Origin of the sequence: Pseudomonas sp. NEEL19, from assembly GCF_028751975.1 — a bacterium.
Taxonomy (GTDB): Bacteria; Pseudomonadota; Gammaproteobacteria; order Pseudomonadales; family Pseudomonadaceae; genus Aquipseudomonas; species Aquipseudomonas juntendi.
On record NZ_CP081491.1, the window covers coordinates 491,842 to 504,188 of the forward strand.

Consider the following 12,347-nt stretch of genomic DNA (forward strand, 5'->3'; position numbering starts at 1 on the left):
CCTGCTCCGCCAGGAGGAAAGGCCTTGAAAGACCTACTGAATTTGCTGAAAAACCAGGGTCAAGTCGAAGAGTTCGACGCCATCCGCATCGGTCTGGCGTCGCCTGAAATGATCCGTTCGTGGTCGTTCGGTGAAGTTAAGAAGCCGGAAACCATCAACTACCGTACGTTCAAGCCTGAGCGTGACGGCCTGTTCTGCGCCAAGATCTTTGGCCCAGTCAAGGACTACGAGTGCCTGTGCGGCAAGTACAAGCGCCTCAAGCACCGTGGCGTAATCTGCGAGAAGTGCGGCGTTGAAGTTGCCCTGGCCAAAGTGCGTCGTGAGCGCATGGCGCACATCGAGCTGGCCTCGCCGGTCGCCCACATCTGGTTCCTGAAGTCGCTGCCGTCCCGTATCGGCCTGCTGATGGACATGACCCTGCGTGACATCGAGCGCGTGCTCTACTTCGAGAGCTACGTCGTTATCGACCCGGGCATGACCACCCTGGAAAAGGGCCAGCTGCTGAACGACGAGCAGTACTTCGAAGCGCTGGAAGAGTTCGGTGACGACTTCGATGCCCGCATGGGTGCCGAGGCTGTCCGCGAACTGCTGCACGCTATCGACCTGGAGCACGAGATCGGCCGCCTGCGCGAAGAAATTCCGCAGACCAACTCGGAAACCAAGATCAAGAAGCTGTCCAAGCGCCTGAAGCTGATGGAAGCTTTCCAGGGCTCGGGCAACCTGCCTGAGTGGATGGTGCTGACCGTTCTGCCAGTACTGCCGCCGGACCTGCGTCCGCTGGTACCGCTGGATGGTGGCCGCTTCGCGACCTCCGACCTGAACGACCTGTATCGTCGGGTGATCAACCGTAACAACCGTCTGAAGCGCCTGCTGGATCTGTCGGCGCCGGACATCATCGTGCGCAACGAAAAGCGCATGCTGCAGGAAGCGGTCGACGCCCTGCTGGACAACGGCCGTCGCGGTCGCGCCATCACTGGCTCGAACAAGCGTCCGCTGAAGTCCCTGGCCGACATGATCAAAGGTAAGCAAGGTCGCTTCCGTCAGAACTTGCTCGGTAAGCGTGTGGACTACTCCGGCCGTTCGGTAATTACCGTAGGCCCGACCCTGCGTCTGCACCAGTGCGGTCTGCCGAAGAAGATGGCCCTCGAGCTGTTCAAGCCGTTCATTTTCGGCAAGCTGGAAATGCGTGGTCTGGCGACCACCATCAAGGCTGCCAAGAAGATGGTCGAGCGCGAGCTGCCAGAGGTATGGGACGTTCTCGCCGAGGTGATCCGCGAACACCCCGTACTGCTCAACCGTGCGCCAACCCTGCACCGTCTGGGTATCCAGGCCTTTGAACCGGTTCTGATCGAAGGTAAAGCCATCCAGCTGCACCCGCTGGTCTGCGCCGCGTACAACGCCGACTTCGACGGTGACCAGATGGCTGTTCACGTGCCGCTGACGCTGGAAGCCCAGCTCGAAGCGCGCGCGCTGATGATGTCGACCAACAACATTCTGTCGCCAGCCAACGGTGAGCCAATCATCGTTCCGTCGCAGGACGTTGTACTGGGTCTGTACTACATGACCCGTGAGGCCATCAATGCCAAGGGCGAAGGTCGCGTATTCGCCGACCTGCAGGAAGTCGACCGCGTATTCCGCGCCGGCGAAGCTGCCCTGCACGCGAAAATCAAGGTTCGTATCAACGAAACCGTGAAAGAGCGTGATGGTTCGGTGGTCAAGAACACCCGTATCGTCGACACCACCGTCGGCCGTGCGCTGCTGTTCCAGGTTGTACCGGCAGGCCTGCCGTACGATGTGGTCAACCAGCCAATGAAGAAAAAGGCGATCTCCAAGCTGATCAACCAGTGCTACCGCGTGGTTGGTCTGAAAGAGACCGTCATCTTTGCTGACCAGTTGATGTACACCGGTTTCGCCTACTCGACCATTTCCGGTGTTTCCATCGGTGTTAACGACTTCGTTATCCCGGACGAGAAAGCCCGCATCATCGGTAACGCTACCGATGAAGTGAAGGAAATCGAGAGCCAGTACGCCTCCGGCCTGGTAACCCAGGGCGAGAAGTACAACAAGGTCATCGACTTGTGGTCCAAGGCGAACGACGAAGTGTCCAAGGCGATGATGGCCAACCTCTCGAAAGAGAAGGTCATCGACCGCGAGGGCAAGGAAGTCGAGCAAGAGTCCTTCAACTCGATGTACATGATGGCTGACTCGGGTGCGCGGGGTTCCGCAGCACAGATCCGTCAGCTGGCTGGTATGCGTGGCCTGATGGCCAAGCCGGACGGCTCGATCATCGAAACGCCGATCACCGCGAACTTCCGTGAAGGTCTGAGCGTACTCCAGTACTTCATCTCGACCCACGGTGCTCGTAAGGGTCTGGCGGATACCGCCTTGAAGACTGCGAACTCGGGTTACCTGACGCGTCGTCTGGTAGACGTTGCCCAGGATCTGGTGGTTACCGAGATCGACTGCGGCACCGACCAAGGCCTGCTGATGACCCCGCACATCGAAGGCGGCGACGTTGTAGAGCCGCTGGGTGAGCGTGTACTGGGTCGTGTCATCGCCCGCGACGTGTTCAAGCCAGGCACCGAGGACGTCATCGTTCCGGCCGGCACCCTGGTCGACGAGCAGTGGGTCGAGTTCATCGAGCTGAACAGCATCGACGAAGTGATCGTGCGTTCGCCGATCAACTGCGAAACCCGCTACGGCATCTGCGCCAAGTGCTACGGTCGTGATCTGGCTCGCGGTCACCAGGTGAACATCGGTGAAGCTGTCGGCGTTATCGCTGCACAGTCGATCGGTGAGCCGGGTACCCAGCTGACCATGCGTACGTTCCACATCGGTGGTGCTGCAAGCCGTACTTCGGCTGCCGACAGCGTCCAGGTGAAGAACGGCGGTATGGTGCGTCTGCACAACCTGAAGCAGGTCGAGCGTGCCGACGGCAACCTGGTTGCCGTATCGCGTTCCGGTGAGTTGGCCATTGCCGACGAATTCGGCCGTGAGCGTGAGCGCTACAAGCTGCCTTACGGTGCAGTGATTTCGGTCAAGGAAGGTGAAAAGGTCGAAGCTGGCGCCATCGTCGCCAAGTGGGACCCGCACACCCACCCGATCGTTACCGAGCTGAAAGGTACCGTGACCTTCGTGGGCATGGAAGAAAACATCACCATCAAGCGTCAGACCGATGAACTGACCGGCTTGACCAACATTGAAGTACTGGACGTGAAGGATCGCCCTGCCGCAGGCAAGGAAATCCGTCCGGCAATCAAGATGGTCGATGCCGCTGGCAAGGATCTGTACCTGCCAGGTACTGACGTACCTGCCCAGTACTTCCTGCCGGCCAACGCCCTCGTGGGTGTGGCTGACGGTGCCCAGATCGGTGTTGGTGACGTTATTGCGCGTATTCCGCAAGAAACGTCGAAGACCCGTGACATCACCGGTGGTCTGCCGCGCGTTGCCGACCTGTTCGAAGCGCGTCGTCCGAAAGAAGCCTCGATTCTGGCTGAAGTCAGTGGCACCATCGCATTCGGTAAAGAGACCAAGGGCAAGCGTCGCCTGGTGATCACGCCGACCGACGGTAGCGATCCGTACGAAGAGCTGATTCCGAAGTGGCGCCACCTGAACGTGTTCGAAGGTGAGCAGGTAAACCGCGGTGAAGTTATCTCCGACGGCCCGAGCGATCCGCACGACATCCTGCGTCTGCTGGGTGTCAGCGCGCTGGCGAAGTACATCGTCAACGAGATCCAGGACGTTTACCGTCTGCAAGGCGTGAAGATCAACGACAAGCACATCGAGACCATCCTGCGTCAGATGCTGCGCAAGGTCGAGATCTCCGAGTCGGGCGATTCCAGCTTCATCAAGGGCGACCAGATGGAACTGACCCAGGTACTGGTAGAGAACGAGCGTCTCGCCAGCGAGGACAAGTTCATCTCCAAGTTCACCCGTGTGCTGCTGGGTATCACCAAGGCCTCGCTGTCGACCGAGTCGTTCATCTCCGCGGCTTCCTTCCAGGAAACCACCCGCGTACTGACCGAAGCGGCGGTAACCGGCAAGCGCGACTACCTGCGCGGCCTGAAGGAGAACGTGGTTGTGGGTCGTTTGATCCCGGCCGGTACTGGTCTGGCTTACCACAGCGAGCGCAAGCGTCGCCGTGATGCCGACAAACCGTTGCGTGTCAGCGCCAGTGAGGTGGAAGCCGCACTGACCGAAGCGCTGAATTCCAGCGGTAACTAAGTCCAGGGCGGGGCCCCGGCTACCCTCGAACGGGCATCGGTGACATGAAATGTTGCCGATGATCGGGCGAGGAGGGCCGGGGCCTTGTCTTGACTGGGTGCAAGATCCTCTTTAGACTTTTGTACCCTTAAATTTGGTGAGGCTCCGTCTCGCCAATTTTTGGCTTTCTTGCAAGACAATAGAGTCGCAAGACAATCAGTGGAGCTAGTAGATGGCAACTATCAACCAGCTGGTACGTCAGCCGCGTAAGCGTTCGGTCGAGAAGTCCGACGTTCCTGCGCTGCAGAACTGCCCGCAACGTCGTGGCGTGTGCACCCGTGTGTACACCACCACGCCGAAAAAACCTAACTCGGCACTGCGTAAAGTATGCCGTGTGCGTCTGACCAACGGTTTCGAGGTTTCCTCGTACATCGGTGGTGAAGGCCACAACCTGCAAGAGCACAGCGTCGTCCTGATCCGTGGCGGCCGTGTAAAAGACTTGCCAGGTGTTCGTTACCACACCGTTCGCGGCTCTCTGGATACTTCGGGCGTCAAAGGCCGTAACCAGGGTCGTTCGAAATACGGTACCAAGCGTCCGAAGTAATCGGCCGTTTGCAGACATCCATTTTTTTGAGTCGATAAGAGTAAGGTCGGGCAGGGGTCGAAGACCCGCGTCCCGGGCTAACCTGAAGACCGTTTGAGGGCTTATCATGCCAAGACGTCGTGTAGCAGCAAAACGTGAGATCCTTGACGATCCGAAGTACGGATCCCAGATCCTCGCCAAGTTCATGAACCACGTGATGGAAAGCGGCAAGAAGGCCGTAGCCGAGCGCATCGTTTACGGTGCCCTGGATACCGTCAAAGCACGCAAGAACAGCGACCCCCTGGAAATCTTCGAGAAAGCTCTCGACGCCATCGCTCCGCTGGTCGAAGTCAAGTCCCGCCGTGTAGGCGGTGCTACTTACCAGGTTCCGGTTGAAGTTCGTCCATCCCGTCGTAACGCTCTGGCAATGCGCTGGCTCGTAGACTACGCCCGCAAGCGCGGCGAGAAGTCGATGGCTCTGCGTCTGGCCGGCGAACTGCTGGATGCTGCCGAAGGCAAGGGTGCTGCAGTCAAGAAGCGTGAAGACGTGCACCGTATGGCTGAAGCCAACAAAGCGTTCTCGCACTACCGCTTCTAATTCAAGCATCAATCATTTTGCGAGGGCTTTATGGCTCGTACTACAGCAATTAACCGCTACCGTAACATCGGTATCTGTGCCCACGTTGACGCGGGCAAGACTACCACTACCGAGCGGATCCTGTTCTACACAGGTCTGAGCCACAAGATGGGCGAGGTGCATGACGGCGCCGCGACCACCGACTGGATGGTGCAGGAGCAGGAGCGCGGTATCACCATTACCTCCGCTGCCGTTACCACCTTCTGGAAAGGTTCCCGTGGTCAGTACGACAACTACCGCGTAAACGTCATCGATACCCCCGGCCACGTTGACTTCACCATTGAAGTAGAGCGTTCGCTGCGCGTACTCGACGGCGCGGTCGTTGTGTTCTGCGGTACCTCCGGCGTTGAGCCGCAGTCCGAAACCGTATGGCGTCAGGCCAACAAGTACGGCGTTCCACGTGTTGTCTACGTGAACAAGATGGACCGTGCCGGTGCCAACTTCCTGCGCGTTGTAGGTCAGATCAAGAACCGTCTGGGTCACACCCCGGTTCCGGTCCAGCTGGCCATCGGTGCAGAAGATGACTTCCAGGGTCAGGTTGACCTGATCAAGATGAAAGCCATCTACTGGAACGACGACGACAAAGGCACCACCTACCGCGAGGAAGAAATTCCTGCCGAGCTGGTGGACCTGGCCAACGAATGGCGCAGCAACATGGTCGAGGCTGCTGCCGAGGCCAACGAAGAGCTGATGAACAAGTACCTTGAAGAAGGTGACCTGTCCGTCGAAGACATCAAGGCTGGTCTGCGCGCCCGTACCCTGGCGAGCGAGATCGTTCCTGCTGTCTGCGGTTCTTCGTTCAAGAACAAGGGCGTTCCCCTGGTTCTCGATGCCGTCATTGACTACCTGCCTGCGCCAACCGAGATCCCTGCGATCAAGGGTATCCACCCTGATCTGATCGACGTGCCGAAGGATGAAGTCAAGCCAGAACAGTACGACGAGCGTCCTGCTGACGACAACGAGCCGTTCTCGGCTCTGGCGTTCAAGATCGCTACCGACCCGTTCGTGGGCACCCTGACCTTCGTCCGCGTTTACTCGGGCTTCCTGACCTCTGGTGACTCCGTCATCAACTCGGTCAAGGGCAAGAAAGAGCGCGTTGGCCGTATGGTGCAGATGCACGCCAACCAGCGTGAAGAGATCAAGGAAGTACGTGCAGGCGACATCGCTGCTCTGATCGGGATGAAGGACGTCACCACCGGTGATACCCTGTGCAACCTCGACAAGCCGATCATCCTTGAGCGTATGGACTTCCCTGAGCCGGTAATTTCGCTCTCCGTAGAGCCGAAAACCAAGGCTGACCAGGAGAAGATGGGTATCGCACTGGGCAAGCTGGCCCAGGAAGACCCGTCGTTCCGCGTCAAGACCGACGAAGAAACCGGCCAGACCATCATCTCCGGTATGGGTGAGCTGCACCTGGACATCCTCGTTGACCGCATGAAGCGCGAATTCAACGTCGAGTGCAACGTCGGCAAGCCGCAGGTTTCGTACCGCGAGAAGATCACCAAGTCCAACGTCGAGATCGAAGGCAAGTTCGTTCGTCAGTCGGGTGGTCGTGGTCAGTTCGGTCACTGCTGGATCCGTTTCTCGGAGCCAGACGTCGACGAGAAGGGCAACATCACCGAAGGTCTGGTCTTCACCAACGAAGTCGTTGGTGGTGTGATTCCGAAGGAATTCATCGCCCCGATCCAGAAGGGTATCGAAGAGCAGATGAAAAACGGCGTTGTTGCCGGCTATCCGCTGCTCGGCCTGAAGGCTACAGTGTTCGACGGTTCGTACCACGACGTCGACTCCAACGAAATGGCGTTCAAGATCGCCGCTTCGATGGCGACCAAGCAACTGGCCCAGAAGGGCGGTGGCGTGGTGCTTGAGCCGATCATGAAGGTCGAAGTTGTAACCCCGGAAGATTACCTGGGTGACGTGATGGGTGACCTGAGCCGTCGTCGCGGGATGATCCAGGGTAATGAAGACTCGGTGTCCGGCAAGGTAATCACTGCTGAGGTACCACTCGGAGAAATGTTCGGTTACGCAACCGACGTTCGTTCCATGTCTCAGGGTCGCGCAAGCTACTCCATGGAATTCTCCAAATACGCCGAAGCTCCGTCGAACATCGTCGAAGCACTCGTTAAAAAACAAGGCTAATCCCCTTTAGGCAAGAGGTTCACTGTCGTGGCTAAAGAAAAATTTGATCGTTCCCTTCCCCACGTTAACGTCGGCACCATCGGCCACGTTGACCACGGTAAGACCACTCTGACCGCAGCTCTGACTCGCGTCTGCTCCGAAGTTTTCGGTTCGGCAGTCGTTGAGTTCGACAAGATCGACTCGGCTCCGGAAGAAAAAGCGCGCGGTATTACCATCAACACCGCTCACGTCGAGTACAACTCGAACATTCGTCACTACGCTCACGTTGACTGCCCAGGTCACGCTGACTACGTGAAGAACATGATCACCGGTGCTGCCCAGATGGACGGCGCGATCCTGGTTTGCTCGGCCGCCGATGGTCCGATGCCACAAACCCGTGAGCACATCCTGCTGTCCCGTCAGGTTGGCGTTCCGTACATCGTGGTCTTCCTGAACAAGGCTGACCTGGTAGACGACGCTGAGCTGCTGGAACTGGTCGAGATGGAAGTTCGCGACCTGCTGTCCACCTACGACTTCCCAGGCGACGACACCCCGATCATCATCGGTTCGGCTCGTATGGCGCTGGAAGGCAAAGACGACAACGAAATGGGCACTACCGCTGTCAAGAAGCTGGTAGAAACTCTGGATGCCTACATCCCTGAGCCAGTTCGTGCCATCGACCAGCCATTCTTGATGCCAATCGAAGACGTATTCTCGATCTCGGGTCGTGGTACCGTTGTGACCGGCCGTATCGAGCGTGGTATCGTCCGCGTTCAGGATCCGCTGGAAATCGTTGGTCTGCGTGACACCACCACCACCACCTGCACCGGTGTTGAGATGTTCCGCAAGCTGCTGGACGAAGGTCGTGCTGGCGAGAACTGCGGCGTTCTGCTGCGTGGTACCAAGCGTGACGACGTTGAGCGTGGCCAGGTTCTGGTCAAGCCAGGTTCGGTCAAGCCGCACACCAAGTTCACCGCAGAAGTCTACGTTCTGTCGAAGGAAGAAGGCGGCCGTCACACTCCGTTCTTCAAAGGCTACCGTCCTCAGTTCTACTTCCGTACCACTGACGTGACCGGTAACTGCGAACTGCCGGAAGGCGTTGAAATGGTAATGCCAGGTGACAACATTCAGATGACTGTTACCCTGATCAAGACCATCGCAATGGAAGACGGTCTGCGCTTCGCTATCCGTGAAGGCGGTCGTACCGTCGGCGCCGGCGTCGTAGCCAAAATCATCGAGTAATCTCTCGACCGATTGAAAAAACCCCCGCTCAGCGGGGGTTTTTTTTATTGGGTTGACACTAAATGGGGGCGTCTATAGAATCACGCCTCCTTTTAGCGGGCGTAGTGCGTCCGTTGGGAACAGCCTGGAGTCTGAAATCCAATGCAAAATCAGCAAATCCGTATCAGGTTGAAGGCTTTCGACCATCGCCTGATCGACCAATCCACCCAGGAAATCGTGGAAACCGCGAAACGTACTGGTGCACAAGTGCGTGGTCCAATTCCACTGCCTACCCGCAAAGAGCGTTTCACCGTTCTGGTTTCCCCGCACGTCAACAAAGACGCGCGTGACCAGTACGAGATCCGCACTCATAAGCGTGTTCTGGACATCGTCCAGCCAACGGATAAAACCGTTGATGCGCTGATGAAGCTTGATCTGGCGGCAGGTGTGGAAGTACAGATCAGCCTCGGCTAAGACTTCGGTCTAGTCGTGTAACGCTCTGAAATGGGCGGCCATAGCGGGTGAAAGCCCCGTACACTCATGAGGTTTACAACATGACTATTGGTGTAATCGGTCGCAAGTGCGGTATGACCCGCATTTTCACCGAAGAAGGTGTCTCCATTCCGGTCACGGTCATTGAGATCGAGCCGAATCGCGTCACCCAGTTCAAAACTGAAGAAACCGATGGCTACCGTGCAGTGCAAGTCACTGTCGGCGAGCGTCGTGCTTCGCGTGTGACTGCCGCTCAGGCAGGCCACTTCGCCAAGGCCAACGTTGCCGCTGGTCGCGGTGTTTGGGAGTTCCGTCTTGAAGAAGGCGATTTCCAGGCTGGCGATCTGATCAAAGCTGAACTCTTCACTGCAGGCCAGCTGGTTGACGTTACTGGTCAGTCCAAAGGTAAAGGCTTTGCCGGTACCATCAAGCGCTGGAACTTCCGTGGTCAGGACAACACCCACGGTAACTCCGTGTCGCACCGTGTTCCTGGTTCCATCGGCCAGTGCCAGACTCCTGGTCGTGTGTTCAAGGGCAAGAAAATGTCCGGTCACATGGGCGCCGAGCGCGTGACTGTTCAGTCCCTGGAAGTAGTTCGCGTAGACGCTGAACGCAACCTGCTGCTGATCAAAGGTGCCGTACCTGGCGCTACTGGTGGCGACGTGGTTGTACGTCCAGCTGTCAAGGCTCGCGGTTAAGGGGAAACTGACATGCAACTTAATGTAAATGACGCTCAGGCGATCGAAGTTTCCGAACTGACTTTCGGTGGCGAATTCAACGAGACGCTGGTTCACCAAGCAGTCGTGGCCTACATGGCTGGCGGCCGTCAGGGTACCAAGCAGCAGAAGACCCGTTCCGACGTGGCTGGTGGCGGTAAGCGCCCATGGCGTCAGAAGGGTACTGGCCGTGCTCGTGCTGGTACCACTCGTGGTCCGATCTGGCGTGGCGGTGGTGTAACCTTCGCAGCTCGCCCTCAAGATCACTCGCAGAAGCTCAACAAGAAGATGTACCGCGCAGCACTGCGCTCCATCCTCGCTGAGCTGGTGCGTAGCGACCGTCTGGTCGTGGTTCAGGACTTCGCTGTTGAAGCGCCAAAAACCAAAGATCTGCTGAACAAGCTGAACGGCATGGGTCTGAGCGATGTTTTGATCGTTTCCGACGCTGTTGATCAGAACCTGTACCTGGCTGCTCGTAACCTGCCGCACGTCGATGTACGTGACGTACAAGGTTCCGACCCGGTCAGTCTGATCGCATACGAGAAAGTGTTGATCACTGTCTCGGCCGTGAAGAAATTCGAGGAGCTGCTGGGATGAACCAGGAACGCGTATTCAAAGTCCTCCTTGGCCCGCACGTTTCCGAGAAGGCTACCGTTCTGGCTGAGAAAAAAGGCCAGTTCGTATTCAAGGTTGCTACCGATGCAACCAAGCTGGAAATCAAGAAAGCTGTCGAAGGCCTGTTCAACGTAAAAGTTGAAAACGTGTCGACTGTTAACGTTCTGGGTAAAACCAAGCGTACCGCACGTGGTCTGGGCAAGCGTAATGACTGGAAGAAGGCGATCGTCTCCCTTCAGCCAGGCCAAGATCTCGATTTCAGCAGCAGTGCTGAGTAAGGAAGGGGTGCATCATGGCAATCGTTAAATGCAAACCGACTTCCCCTGGCCGCCGTTTCGTGGTCAAGGTGGTCAACAAGGAGCTGCACAAAGGCGCTCCTCACGCACCGCTGATCGAGAAAAAATCGAAGTCTGGTGGTCGTAACAACAATGGCCGCATTACCACTCGTCACGTTGGTGGTGGTCATAAGCAGCATTACCGTCTGGTCGACTTCCGTCGCAACGACAAAGATGGCATCCCAGCCACTGTCGAGCGTATCGAATACGACCCGAACCGTACTGCTCACATCGCCCTGCTGTGCTACGCAGACGGTGAGCGTCGCTACATCATCGCCCCTAAAGGCGTGAGCGCTGGCGACCAGCTGATCGCAGGCGCACTGGCCCCAATCAAGGCCGGTAACTCCCTGCAGCTGCGCAACATTCCAGTAGGTAGCACCATCCACGGCATCGAACTGAAGCCGGGTAAAGGTGCACAGATCGCTCGTTCCGCTGGTGCTTCGGCTCAGCTGATCGCTCGCGAAGGTGTCTACGTGACCCTGCGTCTGCGCTCTGGTGAAATGCGTAAAGTCCTGGCTGAGTGCCGTGCGACCCTGGGCGAAGTCTCGAACTCCGAGCACAGCCTGCGTTCGCTGGGTAAAGCTGGTGCCAAACGCTGGCGCGGCGTTCGCCCAACCGTTCGTGGTGTTGCCATGAACCCGGTTGACCACCCACACGGTGGTGGTGAAGGTCGTACCTCCGGTGGTCGTCATCCGGTATCGCCATGGGGCTTCCCAACCAAGGGTGCTAAAACCCGTGGTAATAAGCGTACCGACAACATGATCGTCCGTCGTCGCAAGTAACTAGAGGGATACGACAGTGCCACGTTCTCTGAAAAAAGGTCCTTTTATCGATCTTCACCTGCTGAAGAAGGTCGAAGTGGCGGTGGAGAAGAATGATCGCAAGCCAGTTAAAACCTGGTCGCGTCGTTCGATGATCCTGCCACAAATGGTCGGTCTGACCATCGCGGTACACAACGGTCGTCAACATGTCCCAGTTCTGGTGAACGAAGACATGGTCGGCCACAAACTGGGCGAGTTCGCCGGTACCCGCACCTATCGCGGGCACGTGGCTGACAAGAAAGCCAAGCGTTAAGGGGTAAGGAAATGGAAGTAGCCGCTAAGTTGTCGGGCGCTCGAATCTCCGCCCAGAAAGCCCGCTTGGTCGCCGACCAGATCCGCGGGAAGAAGGTGGGCGAAGCGCTCAACCTGTTGGCCTTCAGCAGCAAAAAAGCTGCTGAAATCATGAAGAAAGTCCTCGAGTCGGCCGTAGCCAACGCCGAACACAACGAAGGCGCAGACGTTGATGACCTGAAGGTCTCCACCGTCTTCGTCAACGAAGGGCGTTCGCTGAAGCGCATCATGCCACGTGCCAAAGGCCGTGCTGATCGCATCGTCAAGCGGTCTTGCCATATCACTGTCAAGGTTGCGGACAAGTAACGGAGTCGA

At 57.5% G+C, this 12,347-nt stretch carries 12 protein-coding genes; all 12 read left to right on the forward strand.

Annotated features, from left to right (window positions below; all coding sequences use genetic code 11):
• Nucleotides 1-24 precede the first annotated feature (24 nt).
• The 12 genes from rpoC (at nucleotide 25) to rplV (ending at nucleotide 12,338) form a co-directional block, all read left to right on the forward strand.
• A complete protein-coding gene (gene rpoC, locus K4A76_RS02205) occupies nucleotides 25-4,224 on the forward strand; it encodes a DNA-directed RNA polymerase subunit beta' (RefSeq protein WP_054913552.1) in 4,200 nt (1,399 codons plus the stop codon).
• 211 nt (nucleotides 4,225-4,435) lie between these two features.
• Nucleotides 4,436-4,807 (forward strand): 30S ribosomal protein S12, encoded by a 372-nt coding sequence (gene rpsL / locus K4A76_RS02210; RefSeq protein ID WP_003255492.1) that lies wholly within the window; start codon nucleotides 4,436-4,438, stop codon nucleotides 4,805-4,807.
• A 106-nt stretch (nucleotides 4,808-4,913) separates the two neighbouring features.
• Complete coding sequence (gene rpsG, locus K4A76_RS02215) at nucleotides 4,914-5,384, forward strand: 30S ribosomal protein S7 (RefSeq protein ID WP_003246741.1); 471 nt, start codon at nucleotides 4,914-4,916, stop codon at nucleotides 5,382-5,384.
• A gap of 30 nt (nucleotides 5,385-5,414) precedes the next feature.
• Nucleotides 5,415-7,562 carry an elongation factor G gene (gene fusA / locus K4A76_RS02220; RefSeq protein ID WP_054913551.1) on the forward strand — a complete coding sequence of 716 codons (2,148 nt, stop codon included), beginning with the start codon at nucleotides 5,415-5,417 and terminating at the stop codon, nucleotides 7,560-7,562.
• A gap of 27 nt (nucleotides 7,563-7,589) precedes the next feature.
• Nucleotides 7,590-8,783 (forward strand): elongation factor Tu, encoded by a 1,194-nt coding sequence (gene tuf / locus K4A76_RS02225; protein ID WP_010951775.1) that lies wholly within the window; start codon nucleotides 7,590-7,592, stop codon nucleotides 8,781-8,783.
• Between the two features lie 141 nt (nucleotides 8,784-8,924).
• The gene (gene rpsJ, locus K4A76_RS02230) at nucleotides 8,925-9,236 is read left to right on the forward strand and encodes a 30S ribosomal protein S10 (protein WP_003186070.1); all 312 of its coding nucleotides are present in this window, start codon (nucleotides 8,925-8,927) and stop codon (nucleotides 9,234-9,236) included.
• A gap of 80 nt (nucleotides 9,237-9,316) precedes the next feature.
• Nucleotides 9,317-9,952 (forward strand): 50S ribosomal protein L3, encoded by a 636-nt coding sequence (gene rplC, locus K4A76_RS02235; RefSeq protein ID WP_003255486.1) that lies wholly within the window; start codon nucleotides 9,317-9,319, stop codon nucleotides 9,950-9,952.
• Nucleotides 9,953-9,964: 12 nt separating this feature from the next.
• On the forward strand, nucleotides 9,965-10,567 hold the full coding sequence (gene rplD, locus K4A76_RS02240; RefSeq protein ID WP_003255485.1) for a 50S ribosomal protein L4: 603 nt from the start codon (nucleotides 9,965-9,967) through the stop codon (nucleotides 10,565-10,567).
• The gene (gene rplW / locus K4A76_RS02245) at nucleotides 10,564-10,863 is read left to right on the forward strand and encodes a 50S ribosomal protein L23 (protein ID WP_003255484.1); all 300 of its coding nucleotides are present in this window, start codon (nucleotides 10,564-10,566) and stop codon (nucleotides 10,861-10,863) included. The genes rplD and rplW overlap by 4 nt, the downstream gene beginning before the upstream one ends.
• Before the next feature lie 14 nt (nucleotides 10,864-10,877).
• Nucleotides 10,878-11,702, forward strand: coding sequence for a 50S ribosomal protein L2 (gene rplB / locus K4A76_RS02250; RefSeq protein WP_003255483.1), 825 nt, complete (start codon nucleotides 10,878-10,880; stop codon nucleotides 11,700-11,702).
• 16 nt (nucleotides 11,703-11,718) lie between these two features.
• Nucleotides 11,719-11,994 (forward strand): 30S ribosomal protein S19, encoded by a 276-nt coding sequence (gene rpsS, locus K4A76_RS02255; RefSeq protein ID WP_003255482.1) that lies wholly within the window; start codon nucleotides 11,719-11,721, stop codon nucleotides 11,992-11,994.
• 11 nt (nucleotides 11,995-12,005) lie between these two features.
• Nucleotides 12,006-12,338, forward strand: coding sequence for a 50S ribosomal protein L22 (gene rplV / locus K4A76_RS02260; RefSeq protein WP_003103908.1), 333 nt, complete (start codon nucleotides 12,006-12,008; stop codon nucleotides 12,336-12,338).
• Nucleotides 12,339-12,347 lie beyond the last annotated feature (9 nt).

Coding starts and splice junctions, on each gene's coding strand:
- rpsL (WP_003255492.1), top strand. CDS start 4,436: ATGGCAACTATCAACCAGCTGGTACGTCAGCCGCGTAAGCGTTCGGTC.
- rpsJ (WP_003186070.1), top strand. CDS start 8,925: ATGCAAAATCAGCAAATCCGTATCAGGTTGAAGGCTTTCGACCATCGC.
- rplB (WP_003255483.1), top strand. CDS start 10,878: ATGGCAATCGTTAAATGCAAACCGACTTCCCCTGGCCGCCGTTTCGTG.
- rpsG (WP_003246741.1), top strand. CDS start 4,914: ATGCCAAGACGTCGTGTAGCAGCAAAACGTGAGATCCTTGACGATCCG.
- rplD (WP_003255485.1), top strand. CDS start 9,965: ATGCAACTTAATGTAAATGACGCTCAGGCGATCGAAGTTTCCGAACTG.
- rplC (WP_003255486.1), top strand. CDS start 9,317: ATGACTATTGGTGTAATCGGTCGCAAGTGCGGTATGACCCGCATTTTC.
- fusA (WP_054913551.1), top strand. CDS start 5,415: ATGGCTCGTACTACAGCAATTAACCGCTACCGTAACATCGGTATCTGT.
- rplV (WP_003103908.1), top strand. CDS start 12,006: ATGGAAGTAGCCGCTAAGTTGTCGGGCGCTCGAATCTCCGCCCAGAAA.
- rplW (WP_003255484.1), top strand. CDS start 10,564: ATGAACCAGGAACGCGTATTCAAAGTCCTCCTTGGCCCGCACGTTTCC.